Here is a 16,833-nt window from a genome sequence, read left to right on the forward strand (position 1 = left end):
CAATGTCTATAATTCTAAATATTTCCTATTCTTTAATTTATTTAAGTTTTTTGTTTTTTTCAATTTGGGGATATGGATCTTTATTAAAGAAACAGTTTAAAAAAGAATTAAATTTTGGAGAAACTGGAATATATGGATTTGTAATAATATATTTAATTCTAGTAACTATACATTTTTTTTTACCAATAAATTATTTTGTAGGTCTATTAATAAAAGTAGTAGGTTTACTAATAGGTCTAAAAAATTATTCTTTAATTAAGAAAATAGACTCAAAATTATTTAACAAATTTTTAATAATAATTATAATTTTTTTTATATGTTCATTGACAGATAGGGTTCATGATGATTTCTACTGGTATCATTTACCAACAATTAATTATATACATGATTACAAGATAATTTTTGGTATAGCTTCTTTAAATGATCAATTAGGATACGGTCAAGGATATTTTTATCTATCATCATTATTTATTGATCCAATAGTTAAAATTAACTTTATATATCACCCATCAATAATCATAATTAGTTTTTTTTTAATCTTTATGATTGAAGAAAATTCAAAAAAAAAAATTATTGAAAATAAATTATTATTTTATTTTTTCATCTCAATTATTTTAATAAAGTTTACAAGATTTAAAGAGTATGGATTGGATGTATTTGCTTTTTGTATAATAGGTGTACTAAGTTACTATCTAATTAGTTTTTACAAAACTAAAGATAAAACATATTTTAATAAATCTTTATTATTAATAGTTTTTGGATTTTTTATAAAACAATACGTAATAATCACAATTTTTTATCTAATATATTATTTCTACAAACTTAAATTAAAAATATTTTTGTTTTTAAAAGATAGATTAATTTTATTTTTATGTATCTTCATATCAATTGTTTCAATGAGTAAAAATATAGTTCAAACAGGTTGTTTGATCTACCCTATTCCGGTTACTTGTATATCTAGTAATTATGTCAATTGGAGTTTGGGTAATGAGGTAGCAAAGAAAAGATTTGATCATCTTAAAGCGTACTCAAAAGGTATAAAAATGTACGCAAAAGAAATAAAAGACAATAATTTAAAAGCTGAAGAATATTTAAAAAATTTTAAATATAGTTTTCACAGAAAATTGATATTAGATAAAGGAGAGGTAGAAAAAATTTATATAGTATTGTTTTTAGCTTTTGTTTTAAAAATAATATTTCTTACATCTACAAAAACAAAAACATCTAATCCCTATTCAAAAAAAGATTTAATAGCGTTAATTTCAACATCATCGGTTACATTAATATACTGGTTATGGGAAGCACCTTCAATGAGATTTGGAGGGTATTTTTTTGTAATTTTTTTTATATATAGTTTATTTTTTTTTATACCACTGCAAAAAAATAATTATATTTTAACTTTTAAGAAATTTAATATATTGATCTTTTGTTTGGTGGGTCTATTTGTTTATAAAAACATTGCCAGAATAACTAAAGAAATTAATATTAATACAAACTTCCCAAAACATAAATTGGTTGAAATTAAATATCAATTATCAAATAAGTTCAAAGTGCCAATAAAAATATCAAATCATAAATATTTCTGTGGAAACATTAAAGAATTATGTTCTCCTAATTTAAATAAAATTAGTGTAAAGAAATTAGAAAAAAAAAATAATTATTATTTTATTTATCCTAACAAACTTGATCATCTTATGAAAATTGATAAAGAGTTAACCGATATAATGTATTCAATTGATAAATTTTCACCTACCTATGAAAAAAAATAAAAAAGTTTGTATTATAGGTGGTGGTCCAGCTGGATTGACAGCAGCTTACCAATTAACCAAAAAAGGTCAAAAGGTTTCAGTTTATGAAGCTGATAAGATTATTGGGGGAATGTCTAAAACAATTAAACTTTGGGGTCAATTAGTTGATTTAGGTCCACATCGTTTTTTTAGTGACGACCCACGAGTAAATAAACTATGGCTCGAAGTAGTAGGTGATAAATATTCAATGGTAAATAGAAAAACAAGAATTTATTTTGATAATAAATTTTTTGACTATCCTTTAAAACCATTAAATGCATTATTTAATCTTGGATTTTTTAGATCAACTTTATGCGTCATTAGCTACATTAAGTACAAAGTGTTTCCGCAGAGAAATAAAGAAAACTTTGAAACATGGGTTATAAATAGATTTGGTAAAGAGCTTTATGAAATATTTTTTAAATCATATAGTGAAAAATTATGGGGTATTAAATGTGATAAGCTAGATATTGACTTTGCATCACAGAGAATTAAAAAATTATCACTGTATGAAGCTATTAAAAATTCATTTTTCTCTAACAATAATTCTCATAAAACTTTGGTAGATTTATTTGCCTATCCAAAAAAAGGAACGGGTTACGTGTATAATAATTTTAAAAATAAGATTACTAAATTAGGTGGAAAAGTTATCTTAAAAAAAAGAATTAAGTCTTTAAAAATAATGAAAAATGATGTTTTGGTAAAATTTTCAAATGGTAAATTAGAAAGATTTGATCATGTAATTTCTACTATGCCAATTACAAATCTAGTCAATAATTTAAACAATGTTCCTAGACTTGTAAAAAAAAATATTTCTAATCTTTACTTCAGAAATACTATTCTTGTTTATCTTAAAATTAATAAAAAAAGATATTTTCTGACCAATGGATTTATTTGCATTCAAAAGATTTAAATGTTGGAAGAATTACTAATTTTTCAAATTGGAACTCAAAGATAAATAATAGCTCAAAAAATACAATATTATGTATGGAGTTTTGGTGTTACAATAAAGATGTCATATGGAAAAATAATGATAAAGATATTTCATCATTAGCAATAAATGAATTAATTAAGACAAATTTAGTAAGTTCAAAATCTATTATTGATACTAAAGTACTAAAGATTCCCAAATGTTATCCAGTTTATTTCAAAAATTATAAGAAAAATTTGAGACCAGTAATCAAATATCTAAAAACCATAAAGAGACTTGATGTTATTGGAAGATATGGTTCATATAAATATAATAATCAAGATCATAGTATTTTAATGGGAATTTTGGCTGCAGAAAACTTAACATTAAAAAAAAATCACGACTTATGGTCTGTTAATACAGATTATGATTATCAAGAAAAATCAGAAATAACTAAAACTGGTTTAAAAATTTCTAGTTAATTTTATTTAAACCTTATTAAATATAAATAACATATTTTAAATTTTCCTTTAATTAATTCTATGTAAAAATTAAGATTTTTTTTTGGCTCATCTAAGGGACTAACATATTTATTAAAAATCAAATTTTTATTATTATCTAGTCCTGACTTTAAATAAAATTTCTCAAAAAAATTAATACCAATACCCCATTTTATCAAAAATATTTTATTTCCTCTACTACCCAAATAAGTGAATAATGATTTATTTTTCTTTCTAGTGGTTATTGATCCAAAGTGATAGGCAAGAGATTTACCTAATCCCTTAAATATTCTAATATTTATTTTCCATAATTTCATAGCAAAATCTGTATCATCACCGCCTGTCGGAGAGAATTCTTCACTCCATCCGCCTACTCTTTCCCAAATTTCTTTATGAATTAGGCCAGGACATTTGGTGGTACCTTGAAAATCAAATGTTTTAATTTTTTCTAAATTTTTCAAAAGTTTTGCCTCATCAAAATTTTCTATAGTTTGTCCAGCGTCAAACTCAACTTGTCCCGCACCAACCATTGTCGATGATAAATAAAAATTATTATGACCAATAAAATTTACGTTATTTACAAGCTCAACATCCCAACCAGGACAATAATAAAAATCATCGTGAGAAATAACGATATAATCAAATTTAGCTTTAATAGAAGCTCTATTTAAAGCCTTTGGCATACCTATATTTTTAATACTTAGAGTAAAATCTAGTTTTTTATTTTTTACATACTCTAATGTTCCATCAATACCTTCGTTAATGTGTACAATTATCTGATGTTCATATTTTGAATTTTTTTGAATACTCTCAACACAAATCTTTAAGTATTCTAAATTATTATATGTAGGTATAAGTATTGAAAACATTTATGTTTTATTATGCCAAAAGGGGTTTTTTGAGTTATTCAACTCAACACACTTTAAGATGTAATTAGTTATTATCATATTATTCATATGATTGTGGTATTTTTTATAAGCTGATTTAGCAAATTTGATTCTAATTTTGTTATTCAAGGAATAATATTTAATTTTATCAATCAAGTCTTTTTGATTTTTGTAAAATACGACTTCTTTATTGGTAAATAATTTTTCAAATTTAGTTTTTTTATTCATAAAAACTAACATTCCATTACCAATCAATGATGAGATCCTGTCACTGGAATAAAGATTTTGATAAGATCCTCTACTGATATTTAGTGCCATTTTTGACTTTGATAGATAGTAATAATAGTTTGCACCCCAGATAGGTTCAAAATTATCCATACCAAATGATGCAAATTTAATTTCTGGTAAATTAAAAATTAATTGTTTTATGAATTTTTCTCTCTCATCAAATTTCCCTTTTTTTAGTATACCTCTATTTTGACCATGACTAATTGCTGAAAAAATATCGAAATTAAAATCTTCGTTTTCAAAATTTTTAAGGTTATCTATCGATGAATCGACAGGGTTTGGAATAAATTTTATCTTTTTAAAATATTTATTTCTTTTAAAAATTTTTGGAGAAGATGTGATAAAATAGTTATCTACATATTGAAGATTGTACATAAATTTTCTTTTCTTGTCTTTGTTTAAAAATTCTTTAGATATTGAGTCAATGTACCAAGAGCAAATTTTAATATTATTTTTTTTGCAATAATCGAATACATTTTTTTCTATATTGAAGACATGCCCAATTAATATTAAATTAGGGGAAAAATTTTTTAATGTATTAAGTATTTTTTCATTAAATTTCTTATTTTCATTAAAAGGGTTTATTAGTGATCTATTCAATTTCAAGAAAGATCTATCACTAATAGTTTCAATAATATGATTGTTTTTTATAAATCCAGCATTTAATTTATTGGCAAATGAATAGAATAATCTGCCATCAGAATTTTCATTAAAATTTGCAACATGCAAAATTTTTTGATTTTTAAATTTTGTTAATTTATTATTATCAAAAAAATTATCTCTTATATCATCTAATTTTTTAGATAATTTTTTAAGGTCAAAATTATTATTTTTATAAAATAAATTTTGTTTTTTTTTCTTAATTTATTGTTTTTTGTAATTTTAACTAAATATTCAAATAATTCATTAGTCGTATTTTTTTTTAAAACGTATGCAATTTTTTTGGACTCAGCAAGACCTCCCCTATCAGTAATTATCGGCAAGCATTTTCTGCTACTAGACTCGATGGCAATTCTTCCAAGTGGTTCATTCCAAACGGAATTACCAATGGCTATTTCAGATATTTTATAAAAATCTAAAACTTCACTATTCTTTAAATACCCAACTTCTGTAACAGAGTTTTTTGATGGAAATATTTCTTTTCTAGCTTCATTGCCAATGGCAATAAATTTCCAACTGGGATCATATTTATTGAATTTTAGTGCTGTATTACAAAATATATGATAACCTTTAGCTTTATTTAGTTTACCAACAAACAAAATATTTTTTTCTTTTTTATTTAAATTAACATTTTTTTCTTTATCAATTCCAACTGGTAATGATACCACGTTATTCAAATTAACATTTTTTAATCCTTGAAAAAACATTTGCTGTATCCAATTACTTAGAAAAATAATTTTATTTGTATTTGATAAAATATATTTACGTTCTTTAATATTTTCTGAACCTCTTAGTGTTAATGGATCATTATGAAAAAAAAGATTTATTTTTGCAGATGGAAAATACTTTCTTATATAAGTTAAATATTCAGGTCTATTATGAATTTCTATAATGTCAATTTCTGTATCTTTATATTTATTGCAAAAATTCAATATATAATTTTTATTTCTAAAAATTTTTATCTTATCAAACATTTCTGATGAAATAATTTTGATATCTCTTTTATATTTTGAGTAATTAGATGTATCTTTTACATAAATTGAAACTGCTCCTGCAAAATGAGGATTTATACTTTCTTTGTAAGGTAGAATTATATATATTTTTTTTTTACTCTTCATTAATAAAATTTTGTTTAATTTTTGATCTTAATTTGTAATTCTTTTTTAATTTATACTCATTTTTCATTGCATCTACTTTATTTTGATATTTTTTAAAATAAATTAGCTTCCACTTTTTTCCTTTAGTAAATTTTGCTCCTTTTGAAGTATTATGAAGCTGAATTCTATTTTTAATATTGTTTGTATATCCAACATAGCTAACATGTTTATCTTTATGCTTAGATAAAATCATATAGACAAAAAATGACATAATTGGCGGTCCCTGGGGGAATCGAACCCCCCTTTGCAGGATGAAAACCAGCTGTCCTAACCGATAGACGAAGGGACCGTTGAAGGGACTTTTATTTTAAATGTTACAATAATTCAAGACTTATTAATTTATAGAATTAAATCTTTGATGTTTAATTGAGCTGATCTTTTATTATTCCAAATATTTTCACTTATTTGAGCAATAATATTAATCTTTTTTTTATAAGATAATAAATATTCTCCAATTTTAGTATTCATACAGTTAAAACATATTGCTTTAATTGATGCACCTATTTTTGGCTTTACTATAACTGCTACATGTTTGCTTTTAATTATATCAAATTTTATGATTCTTAAATCTTTAATTAAGAAGATTGGTGAAAAGTTAAAATTTCCAAATGGTCCCAATTTATTAATATCATCAATGAATTTTTTTTTAATTGCTGATGAAGATAGCTCCATATCATATTTGTTTATATTTATTATAGGGGACATTTTTTTTAAATAATCATTTTGAATAAAATTATTTAAAGATTTTATTTTATTTTTTCTCATTGTAAAACCTGCAGCCATATTGTGTCCACCTCCATTTTTAATAATTTTATTATCAACTAGTTTTTTAATTACATTACCTATGTTGTATGATTGGGTAGATCTTGCTGAGCCTTTAAGTAGATGATTAGATGTTGTAATAACAATTGAAGGTTTTTCAAAAAAATCTTTTAATCTCGCAGCAATAATGCCAATTAATCCCTCGTTTAAATTATCTTTATAATAAATTATAACATCATTGTTTTCATTTTTAATTTGATTAAAATTGATTTCATCTAAAATATTTTGTTCAATTTTTTTTCTTTTATCATTAAGGTCTATTAATTTAATAGATCTATCTTTTATAATTTCCAGATTATCTGTTGATAACAATTCAACAGCGTATTTAGAATAGTTAAGTCTTCCACCTGAATTTATTATTGGTCCAATTAAAAAACCTAAATCCTCAACAGTTATCTTTTTTTTTAATTTATACTGATCAAATATAAAACTTAATGCTGCATTATTTTTTAAATTAAATTGGTTAATTGTGTTACGAGCTATAATTTTATTAATTTTTCTTAGAGGCATTACATCACATACAGTTGCAAGCAATACATAGATCAAAAAGTTTGATAATTTAAAACTTGATTTGGATTTCTTTACTAAAATATCAATAAAAAAATATGTTAAAGCTGTGGCACATAAAAAAGAGTTTTGTTTTTTATTTGACGTTTTTTTTGGATTTATAATAACATCTGATGTTGGATAGGGTTTGTTAATTTCATGATGATCAATTATTATTGATCTAATATCATTTTGATTTAAAAAATTTACCGCATCATTAGAGGTCGAGCCACAATCAACCATTATTACTAATTTAGGTTTTTTTAAAATCAATTTTTCGAATAGTTTTTTACTGGCCCCATAGCCATCATTGACTCTATCAGGAATATAAAAAAAATGTTTTTGATTAATATGATTAAAATATCTAACTAATAATGATGTTGCGCAAGCGCCATCAACATCATAATCCCCCAAAATACAAATATTTTCATTGTTTTTGATAGAATTCAAAAGAATTAAAGATGCTTTTTCGTAATCATGATCATCTTTAAATATATTTGTTAATATTAGAGTATTGTTGATCCCATATATTTCTGAGAGATCATAGTTTCTTGAAATGATTAACTGTGATATAATATTTCCAAGACCATGATCTTGTTCAACTTTTTCAACTAAATTTTTATTAACTTTTTGTTGTGTCCAAGTTTTTCCAGAAACAGAAATCATTCATTTATTGAATTAACACTTTTAACTATTTCTCTAAAATTACTTTTTTTATGAGTAACCAAAGTTTCACTTAAATATTTATTTCCCTCAATAGTAATTCCTTTTAAAACTTCACTATTAGTTATTCCTGATGCGCAAAAAAGAGAATCTCCTTTAACAATTTCGTTTAATTCATATTTTCTGTTTAAATCTGTGATACCCATTGATTTAGCTTCAATTATATCTTTTTCATTATCAAAAATAAATCTTCCTTGAAAATGACAGTCATAAGAGTTCAAGCGCACATGCTGCAAGAACACCTTCTGGACCACCACCAATACCTAAAAACATATCTACTGAATATTTTGGATCTGAAACATATAATGCACCAAGTACATCACCATCTGTTATAAGTTTAATATTTACATTTAAATCTTTTAACTTATCAATAATAATCTTATGTCTTGGTCTATCTAAAACACAGACAGTTATTGAAGAAATATCTTTGCTTTTAAATTCTGATAAATTTTTAATATTTTTTTCCAAAGGATAATCTAAATCAATTAAATCTTTATCAATTTTTCCTGTCGCAATTTTATTCATGTAAGTTTCTGGTGCATTAAATAAGTTACCCTTTTCTCCAATTGCTAATACAGCAATCCCACCAGGTAAATTATTAGCTACAAAATTTGTTCCCTCAACAGGATCCACTGCAATATCAAAATCTGGCCCATTTTTTGTACCTAAAAGTTCTCCAGTATAGAGTAGTGGAGCTTCATCTAAGGTTCCCTCACCTATTACAACACGTCCATTCATATTGATTTTATTTAGTTCTGACCGCATAGAATCAACTGCCGCTTGATCAGCAGCAATTTTATCTTTCTTACCTACTAAGTATGAAGCTGCTAGAGCTGCTTTAGATGTAACATTACAAAATTGGTCAATAAACTTTTTTTCAATTGCCATTAAATTTTTTCATCAACAAATTTATCTTGATTTATTTTTGACTCGAACTCTCTTAAACGTTTATAAACACTAGCTAATTCAATTATTGTAGGCCACGCTTTAAGTATATACTGCATAGAACCCTCTACTCTTCCAAAAGCTCTTATTATTTGCTGCATAACCCCAAGAGTAACAGCACCTGCTACAATTGCAGGTGCTAAGAAAACATATGCTGATAGTACATTTGCTTGTAAATAAGCAATTCTTCCAACATTGAAATATAAATATCTAATGTAACTTAAAAAATGTATTTCTCTTACACCATTAAATAGTTCTTCTATAGACTTTGGTCTAATAGTCCCATCATCTTCAGCTACAACTAATATTTTTCTATATGCTGCTTCTTTTTTTTGAAGATCATATTCAACACCAACTAATCTTAAAATTAATCCCAGTACAATTAAAAATATAGTTCCTCCAACAGACCAAATTAAAGCTCCAACAATTAATCCATAATCCCAATCACCAAAAAAGAAAATTGGTATGCTTACACTTAAACCAAATAAGATAGGCATAAATTCAATTAAAATCATTAAAGCTTCAATTAAACTAGTACCTAATGTTTCCATTATTCTAGAAAATTTTATTGTATCTTCTTGGACCCTCTGAGATGCACCTTCGATTTTGCGCGCTCTATCATAAACGCTATGATACCACTCAACCATTGCAGTTCTCCATCTAAAAAGATAATGGGATGTGAAAAAACTTACAACAACAGCCACACCAACATAAATTGCAGCAAGTGTTATAAAGGATAATAAGCTTGACCAATATTCTTCAATAGTTATTGCATTTGGTTTACCAAGTGCTTTTTGGATCATGTCATAAAATTGACCAAACCATTTGTTTATTTTAACATCAATTTTAACTTGGATCCAAAGTGAGGATAAAATTATTATTGATCCTAACCATGACCACATAAACCATTTTTTTAATTTAAAAAATCTAAACATTTATTTATTATTTTAAAAAGTTATCTGCGTATGATTTTTTTACAGTTTTTCTTTTCTTGGGTTCAATTAAATCAAAATCAATATTTCTTTTTTTTGCATAGTTAACAGCTAATTCTTTAGATGAAAATTCCAATTTAATTTCAGACAATGTATCTGAAGAGCTTTCCCAGCCCATTAAAGGGTTTTTAGTTGGGTCTTTAGTTATAAACTCTAAAATCCATATATTATTCCTTGCAGTTCCCGACTGCATAGGACTTTTGTTTGGAATATAAATTATCGCTTTATTCATCATAGATGGTCGGAGTGGCAGGATTCGAACCTGCGACCCTCTGGTCCCAAACCAGATGCGCTACCAGGCTGCGCTACACTCCGATCCGTGTACTATTACAGTACATTTTAATTATTTAAAAGGATAAAGATAAGCAAATTGAAGGTAATTTTAATAGAATCTGATATATAAAAATTATGATTATTGAGTGCAAAAATTGTAATAAAAAATTTAATGTAAATGACAAGCTAATTCCTCTAGATGGGAGGCAAATAAAATGTGGATCTTGCAATCATAGCTGGCACTTTGTAATTGAAAAACCCTTAGAAGAAACCATTATTGTTAAAGAAGAAACCACTATTATTAAAAATGAAGATTTGAGGCTTGATCAGACAGAAAACAAAAAAAATTTTGAACTTCCTACTAAAATTCAAGATAAAAATAAAACATCAAAAAAAGATTCAAATTTTAAAAATGATATTAAAAATCAAAAATCAAATAATTTTTTTTCATACTTATTAGTTTCTATCATTTCATTTATTGCGCTAATTATTGTTGTAGATACACTAAAAACACCACTTATTAGCCTCTTTCCTGGCTTAGAAATTATTTTATTTAATCTTTTTGAAACATTGAAAGATGTTAAATTATTTATTATTGATCTCACTTAAAATTTTATGATTAATTATTTATCTCAACCTTTTAAATGGTTCTTTAAACTTGAGGCTGCAAGTGGATTAATTTTATTAATTGCTGCTATATTGGCATTAATAATTAGTAACAGTGGTTTCAGTTATCTATATTTTCATAGTCTTGAAGCATATTTATTTATTGGTATTAACGAATTTGGATTAAAACTTAGTGTTCATCACTGGATTAATGATGCTTTGATGGCAATATTTTTCTTTTTTGTCACTTTGGAAATTAAAAGAGAATTTATCCAAGGTGAGTTATCAAATATTAAACAAGCTCTACTTCCTATTATTGCAGCAGTTGGTGGCATGCTGGTACCTGCTCTTTTTTATGTTTTTATCAATTGGGGGAATTCAGAAACTATGAATGGTTGGGCAATACCATCAGCAACTGATATTGCTTTTTCATTGGGGATTTTATCATTATTAGGATCAAGGGTTCCAATATCATTAAAAGTTTTTCTAACTGCTTTAGCGATAATTGATGACCTTGGTGCTATTTTAATTATCGCATTCTTCTATTCTGGAGATTTAAGCATTCCATATCTAAGTCTTATTTTATTAAGTTATATTTTACTTTTAATTTTAAATAAATTTTCTGTAAAAATCTTTATCCCATATCTGATTATTGGATTCTTTATGTGGTTTTTTACTTATAAATCTGGAATACATGCTACGATTGCTGGCGTTTTATTGGCTACTACAATTCCTCACAGAATAAAAGACAAGGATTTTTCACTACTTGTAAAAATAGAACATGCAATTTCACCATATGTTGCATTTATGATAATGCCTCTTTTTGCATTTGCGAATGCTGGTGTAAACTTAGAAGGTTTGTCTTTATCCAGCTTATTAGCTCCAGTACCACTTGGTATTTTATGCGGGCTATTCTTTGGTAAACAAATTGGTGTTTTGTTATTTTCCTATATATCGATTAAATTAAAGTTTGCTGAGGCACCAAATAATTCAAATTGGTTAAGTTTATATGGAGTTTCAATTTTAACAGGAATTGGATTTACGATGAGTTTATTTGTTGGTAATTTAGCGTTTATAGATAACACTCAGTACATTGATGGTGTTAAAATAGGAGTATTAACAGGATCTTTGTTGTCTACTATATTTGGATATTTATTGTTATTAATTTCGGCAAAAAAAATAAATGTTTAATAAAAAAATCATTGTTTATATAATAATTCTAGTGTTTTCTTTTTTAACTAAAACTATGTCAGATAATTCAAAAACTTTTTTTGATTTTAAAATTAATTCTATAAATGGTGATGAGCTAGATCTGTCGACTTTAAATGGAAAAACTGTATTGTTAGTTAATGTTGCTAGTAAATGTGGGTTTACAAAACAATACGACGATCTTCAAAAATTATATGATGATTATAAGGATAAGGGGCTAATCGTAATTGGCGTTCCCACTAATCAATTTGGTGGTCAAGAACCTGGAACGGAAACAGAGATTAAAAATTTTTGTGAAACTAATTTCAATATTACATTTCCAATGACCAGCAAGTACGATGTTAAAGGAGATAATGCTCATCCAATATACATTTGGGCAAAAGACTCATTTGGTAAATCAACAGTACCTAAATGGAATTTTCATAAGATTTTGATTAATAAAGAAGGTAAAATTGATGACACTTTTGCTTCTTTTACAGGCCCAACGTCTAAAAAAATTATAAATAAGTTAGATCAAATTTTATAAGTTTACTGACAATCCATCATAAGCTGGAATAATGTTTTTAGGTAATTTTTCCTTAATTACCTTGTAGTCAATATCACTATGAAGATTAGTTAAGATGGCTTTTTTTGGAGAAAACCTATTTATCATTTCTAAAGATTTTTCAAAATTAAAATGTGAAGGATGATTTCTGTACCAAAGACAATCAATAATTAGGTATTTAAGATTTTTGAAATATTTATAATCTTTTTCAAATATTCTACTTACATCACTTATATAAGCTAATTTTTTATCTATGACATAACATATAGAGTAAACTTTACCATGTTGAACTTTAATAGGTTTAATTAAGATATTTTTTTTTTATTTTTAATAAATAAATCTTTATTAATATTATTTAACTTAAGGGTCGCCGGATATTCTCTACTATATGTGTCAAAGCAATAAGAAAAAGTTTTTTTAAGATATTTAGATGTTGGGTTGTCAGCAAAAACATTAATTGGTTTTTTTTTTCTTATAAAGAAAGATCTTAAATCATTTATACCGTGGGTTTGATCTGCATGCATGTGAGAGTAAAAAACTTTATCAATTTTTTTTATTTTTTGACTTAACATTTGATTACGTAAGTCAGGAGAGGTATCAATTAAAATATTTTCTTGATCTGTTTTTATTAAAGCAGAACATCTTGTTCTATAGTTTTTTTTATTCTTAGGATCACAATTGCCAAAATAGCCATCTGGACGAGGTACACCCATCGAACTTCCACATCCAAGAATTACAAACTTCATAATATTTAATTAAAAAAAAGTTTATTAAAATTACTAGTGGTAGAGCTTATCAAATTGGATTTAGAAATATCTTTTATATCTGCTAATTTTTGAGCAATATAATAAATAAAAGATGGTTCATTCTTTTTACCTCTATTAGGGACAGGAGCTAAAAAAGGACTATCTGTTTCTATCAAAATTTTATCCAAAGGTAAAAATTTAAATGTTTCTTGTAAATCTAGAGAATTTTTAAAAGTTATAATACCACTGGCAGAAAAAAAGGCATTAAGGGTCAAAAGTTTTTTTGCAAAATCTTTGCTACCAGTAAAACAATGCATTAATATCTTTAGGTTTTGATCTTTATAATTGTTCAGGATATTAAAAGTTTCATCCTCAGCATCTCTAGAATGAATAATTAATGGAGTATTTGTTTTTAAAGAAGCTTCAATATGTTCTTTAAAACTAACTATTTGATTATCTCTATCACTATTATTGTAATAAAAATCTAAACCTGTTTCTCCGATTCCAATTATTTTTGTATTATCATTAAGATTTTTTACAATAAAATCTGAGGTAATTTTATTGTCAGTTGTTTCATGTGGATGAATACCAATTGTGCCATAAATCATTTCATCTTCTTCTATAATCTTCTTAATTCGATCAAAGCTTTTATATGAAGTTGAAATTGTTAATAATTTCTTTATACCCACCTCTTTTGAACGCTTAATAACGTTGCTTAAATCGCTTAATAAAGGCTCATGATCTAAATGACAGTGTGAATCAATCATTGTTTTTATCTATCTTTTTAAAAAGAATATCTATTTTATTTATTTTACTTCCATTTGATAAGAATTTATTATTTTCAATAGACGTTAAATTAATATCATCTTCATTAAGTTCAAAAATTTTTAGAGCTTTGACTGCTGATTGAGGAATTATTGGATAAAGTAAAAAGCTAATTTTTCTTACAATTTCTAAGGTTGAATAAACTATTGTATTTAATCTAATTGGATCTTCTTTTTTTTTCCATGGTTCTTGATCATTAAAATATTTATTAGCTTCAAATAAAGAGCTTATAATGAAATTTATGTAAAAATTAATATCTTGATTATCAATTTTCTCTCTAATTATTGATAAATTATCTTTATATCTATTTAAAATTACCAAATCTTCTTCCACAAATTTAATATTCTTTGGGACTTCGCTATTACAATTCTTGATAGCAAATGCTGTAACACGTTGACATAAATTTCCGAAATTGTTAGCAAGATCACTGTTAATACAATCTTCAAGTCTTTCTTGTGATATATTACCATCATTTCCAAAAGACACTTCTTTAATTAAATAATATCTTAATGGGTCTAGGCCATATTCGTTAATTATTTCAATTGGATCTAAAATATTACCTTTTGATTTAGACATTTTTTCATCACCAGAGAGTATCCAGCCGTGACCATAAACTCTTAAAGGTAATTCTATTTTAGCTGCCAAAAGAAAAGCTGGCCAATATACTGCATGAAACCTTAAAATATCTTTGCCAATTAAATGTATTGATGCTGGCCAAAAATTTTTAAACAATACATGATTGGTATCAGGATAATTTAATGCACTAATATAATTTGTTAGTGCATCGAGCCATACGTAAATAACATGATCCTTATTATTAGGTACTTTTATTCCCCATGAAAAACTTTTTCTACTAACTGATAAATCTTTTAATCCGCTTTTAACAAAACTTACAACTTCATTTTTTCTGGACTCTGGTGCAATAAAGTTTGGGTGAGATTCATAATATTTAAGAAGTGGTTTTTCCCATTTTGATAACCTAAAAAAATACAACTCTTCCTCAATCCATTCAACAGGTGATTTTGAAGAAATAGATCTTTTAATACCATCTATTTCTTCTATTTCATCTTCATTGTAAAAAGCTTCATCTGATACAGAATACCAACCAGAGTATTTTGATAAATAAATATCATCATTTTTTTCAAGTTCATTCCACAAATGTTGCACTGTTTTTTTATGTCTATCTTCAGTAGTTCTTATAAAATCTGTATTTGTTAAATTTAGTGTATGCGAAAGATCCCTAAATGTTTGACTAATTTGATTGCAAAATTCCAAAGGGTCAATATTTTGTTTTTCTGCTGAACGTTGTATTTTTAATCCATGCTCGTCAGTCCCAGTTAAAAATTGAACATCAAAACCATCCATTCTCTTAAATCTAGCAAAAAAATCAGCTATTATACTTGAATAAGCGTGACCCATATGAGGTTTGGCTGAAGGATAATAAATTGGTGTAGTGATATAAAACTTTTTATCCATTTAAAACTCTATCTTCAAATTCCATTAATAAACTTTCATCATCTAAATTAAAAATTTTGGTATCATTAATTTTATTTAAAAAATATTTTTGTTTGTTTAGTAATTTAATATTTTTAATTGATATATTCTTTCTAAAATAGATCTCTATTAAAAAGTATAATAAATGTTTAATAAATTGATCTTTTTTATATTTTTTTTCCATTATAACTTTTTTTATAAAGTCTTTTAAATTAATATCTTTTAAATCAATATCATTTTGATTGGCAAAATTTATTAAATTTAATATTGTTCCTGGTGTACTGTAATCATTTATCATTTCATCATTAATTGAATTCCTATAATCTGCCTCTAAAATTTTGTTAGTGATATCAAATGATTGATTAGATGTAAGATGAATTTTATAATTAAGACATCTAGATTTTAGAGTGGGTAGAATTTTTTTGTTATTATTGATCAATATAAAATAGATATTATCATTTGGTTCTTCTAATACTTTCAATAAAGCATTCACAGAATTAATATTTAAAAGCTCAATATTATCTATAAGTACAAGCCTAGGTTTTATATTAAAAGAAGATTTGTTTAGAGTTAAAATTAAATGTCTAATTTGGTTTATATCAATACTTTTTTTATCTTCATTGATATCAATTGAAATAAAGTTTGGATTAGATTTATTTGAAATCAATTTAAATGATTTATTATCTGGGTTAATTTTAAAATTTTTAACATCATATGCAAAATCTTCATCATATGACAAAATATAATTAATAATGTGGTATGCTAGAGTAGATTTTCCTATTCCTTTTTCGCCAGATAATAATATTTTATTGGGAAGTTTTTTATTAATATATAGTTTTTTAAAATTTATAAATTCGGCATGATGACCAAATAGGTTTAATTGATTTGATGGGCTCAAGTTCATTTAACTAATTTATCA

18 protein-coding genes, 2 tRNA genes and 2 pseudogenes are annotated in these 16,833 nt (G+C 25.3%); 6 read left to right on the top strand and 16 right to left on the bottom strand.

Translation table 11 applies throughout. The features are described from left to right. Nucleotides 1-2: 2 nt before the first annotated feature. From ACIJYA_RS03220 to ACIJYA_RS03230, 3 genes are read left to right on the top strand one after another with little or no spacing between them, the layout of a single operon-like run. The gene (locus ACIJYA_RS03220; RefSeq protein WP_435089108.1) at nt 3-1,769 is read left to right on the top strand and encodes an LIC_10190 family membrane protein; all 1,767 of its coding nucleotides are present in this window, start codon (nt 3-5) and stop codon (nt 1,767-1,769) included. Further along, complete coding sequence (locus ACIJYA_RS03225; RefSeq protein WP_435089109.1) at nt 1,756-2,700, top strand: FAD-dependent oxidoreductase; 945 nt, start codon at nt 1,756-1,758, stop codon at nt 2,698-2,700. The genes ACIJYA_RS03220 and ACIJYA_RS03225 overlap by 14 nt, the downstream gene beginning before the upstream one ends. Continuing rightward, complete coding sequence (locus ACIJYA_RS03230; protein WP_435089110.1) at nt 2,682-3,179, top strand: hypothetical protein; 498 nt, start codon at nt 2,682-2,684, stop codon at nt 3,177-3,179. Before ACIJYA_RS03225 ends, ACIJYA_RS03230 begins: the two co-directional genes overlap by 19 nt. 2 nt (nt 3,180-3,181) lie before the next feature. Here ACIJYA_RS03230 and ACIJYA_RS03235 read toward each other — a convergent pair whose 3' ends face one another. From ACIJYA_RS03235 to ACIJYA_RS03280, 10 genes and pseudogenes are all read right to left on the bottom strand, one after another. Next, nucleotides 3,182-4,066, bottom strand: a complete 885-nt coding sequence (locus ACIJYA_RS03235; RefSeq protein WP_435089111.1) for a glycosyltransferase family 2 protein — start codon at nt 4,064-4,066, stop codon at nt 3,182-3,184. After that, nucleotides 4,067-5,101 carry a glycosyltransferase gene (locus ACIJYA_RS03240; protein ID WP_435089112.1) on the bottom strand — a complete coding sequence of 345 codons (1,035 nt, stop codon included), beginning with the start codon at nt 5,099-5,101 and terminating at the stop codon, nt 4,067-4,069. 62 nt (nt 5,102-5,163) lie between these two features. After that, nucleotides 5,164-6,150 (bottom strand): glycosyltransferase family 4 protein, encoded by a 987-nt coding sequence (locus tag ACIJYA_RS03245; RefSeq protein WP_435089113.1) that lies wholly within the window; start codon nt 6,148-6,150, stop codon nt 5,164-5,166. Continuing rightward, nucleotides 6,140-6,400: a GIY-YIG nuclease family protein gene (locus ACIJYA_RS03250; protein ID WP_435089114.1), complete on the bottom strand. Its 261-nt coding sequence runs from the start codon at nt 6,398-6,400 to the stop codon at nt 6,140-6,142. The genes ACIJYA_RS03245 and ACIJYA_RS03250 overlap by 11 nt, the downstream gene beginning before the upstream one ends. A gap of 3 nt (nt 6,401-6,403) precedes the next feature. Next, nucleotides 6,404-6,478: transfer RNA gene (locus ACIJYA_RS03255), tRNA-Glu, on the bottom strand. 50 nt (nt 6,479-6,528) lie between these two features. Continuing rightward, nucleotides 6,529-8,223, bottom strand: a complete 1,695-nt coding sequence (gene recJ / locus ACIJYA_RS03260) for a single-stranded-DNA-specific exonuclease RecJ (protein ID WP_435089115.1) — start codon at nt 8,221-8,223, stop codon at nt 6,529-6,531. Further along, nucleotides 8,220-9,168 (bottom strand): annotated as a pseudogene (gene glpX, locus ACIJYA_RS03265) (class II fructose-bisphosphatase). Before glpX ends, recJ begins: the two are co-directional and overlap by 4 nt. After that, nucleotides 9,168-10,160 (bottom strand): putative transporter, encoded by a 993-nt coding sequence (locus ACIJYA_RS03270; RefSeq protein WP_435089117.1) that lies wholly within the window; start codon nt 10,158-10,160, stop codon nt 9,168-9,170. Before ACIJYA_RS03270 ends, glpX begins: the two are co-directional and overlap by 1 nt. Before the next feature lie 7 nt (nt 10,161-10,167). Continuing rightward, nucleotides 10,168-10,449 (bottom strand): ETC complex I subunit, encoded by a 282-nt coding sequence (locus ACIJYA_RS03275; protein WP_435089118.1) that lies wholly within the window; start codon nt 10,447-10,449, stop codon nt 10,168-10,170. Between the two features lie 6 nt (nt 10,450-10,455). Then, nucleotides 10,456-10,532 (bottom strand) — tRNA-Pro (locus tag ACIJYA_RS03280). 93 nt (nt 10,533-10,625) lie between these two features. On the opposite strand from ACIJYA_RS03280, the gene ACIJYA_RS03285 reads away from it, so the two are divergent. From ACIJYA_RS03285 to ACIJYA_RS03295, 3 genes are read left to right on the top strand one after another with little or no spacing between them, the layout of a single operon-like run. Beyond that, nucleotides 10,626-11,099, top strand: coding sequence for a zinc-ribbon domain-containing protein (locus ACIJYA_RS03285; RefSeq protein ID WP_435089120.1), 474 nt, complete (start codon nt 10,626-10,628; stop codon nt 11,097-11,099). A gap of 6 nt (nt 11,100-11,105) precedes the next feature. Then, nucleotides 11,106-12,287, top strand: coding sequence for a Na+/H+ antiporter NhaA (gene nhaA, locus ACIJYA_RS03290; RefSeq protein WP_435089122.1), 1,182 nt, complete (start codon nt 11,106-11,108; stop codon nt 12,285-12,287). After that, nucleotides 12,280-12,831 carry a glutathione peroxidase gene (locus tag ACIJYA_RS03295; protein WP_435089123.1) on the top strand — a complete coding sequence of 184 codons (552 nt, stop codon included), beginning with the start codon at nt 12,280-12,282 and terminating at the stop codon, nt 12,829-12,831. The genes nhaA and ACIJYA_RS03295 overlap by 8 nt, the downstream gene beginning before the upstream one ends. Here the strand turns inward: ACIJYA_RS03295 and ACIJYA_RS03300 are convergent. The 6 genes and pseudogenes from ACIJYA_RS03300 to ACIJYA_RS03325 form a co-directional block, all read right to left on the bottom strand. Continuing rightward, nucleotides 12,826-12,957 (bottom strand): hypothetical protein, encoded by a 132-nt coding sequence (locus ACIJYA_RS03300; protein WP_435089124.1) that lies wholly within the window; start codon nt 12,955-12,957, stop codon nt 12,826-12,828. The two genes, ACIJYA_RS03295 and ACIJYA_RS03300, sit on opposite strands and share 6 nt — an antisense overlap. 21 nt (nt 12,958-12,978) lie before the next feature. Then, nucleotides 12,979-13,161: pseudogene (locus tag ACIJYA_RS03305) on the bottom strand (MBL fold metallo-hydrolase); the annotation flags it as partial. Further along, on the bottom strand, nt 13,155-13,595 hold the full coding sequence (locus ACIJYA_RS03310; protein WP_435089126.1) for an MBL fold metallo-hydrolase: 441 nt from the start codon (nt 13,593-13,595) through the stop codon (nt 13,155-13,157). The gene ACIJYA_RS03310 and the pseudogene ACIJYA_RS03305, both read right to left, overlap by 7 nt. Nucleotides 13,596-13,600: 5 nt before the next feature. Next, nucleotides 13,601-14,362 carry a TatD family hydrolase gene (locus ACIJYA_RS03315; RefSeq protein WP_435089127.1) on the bottom strand — a complete coding sequence of 254 codons (762 nt, stop codon included), beginning with the start codon at nt 14,360-14,362 and terminating at the stop codon, nt 13,601-13,603. After that, nucleotides 14,355-15,896 carry a methionine--tRNA ligase gene (gene metG, locus ACIJYA_RS03320; RefSeq protein ID WP_435089128.1) on the bottom strand — a complete coding sequence of 514 codons (1,542 nt, stop codon included), beginning with the start codon at nt 15,894-15,896 and terminating at the stop codon, nt 14,355-14,357. Before metG ends, ACIJYA_RS03315 begins: the two co-directional genes overlap by 8 nt. Continuing rightward, nucleotides 15,889-16,818 carry an AAA family ATPase gene (locus tag ACIJYA_RS03325; protein WP_435089129.1) on the bottom strand — a complete coding sequence of 310 codons (930 nt, stop codon included), beginning with the start codon at nt 16,816-16,818 and terminating at the stop codon, nt 15,889-15,891. The genes metG and ACIJYA_RS03325 overlap by 8 nt, the downstream gene beginning before the upstream one ends. Between the last annotated feature and the right edge of the window lie 15 nt (nt 16,819-16,833).

Source organism: Candidatus Pelagibacter bacterium nBUS_29 (assembly GCF_051200905.1).
In the GTDB taxonomy this organism is placed as follows: Bacteria; Pseudomonadota; Alphaproteobacteria; order Pelagibacterales; family Pelagibacteraceae; genus Pelagibacter.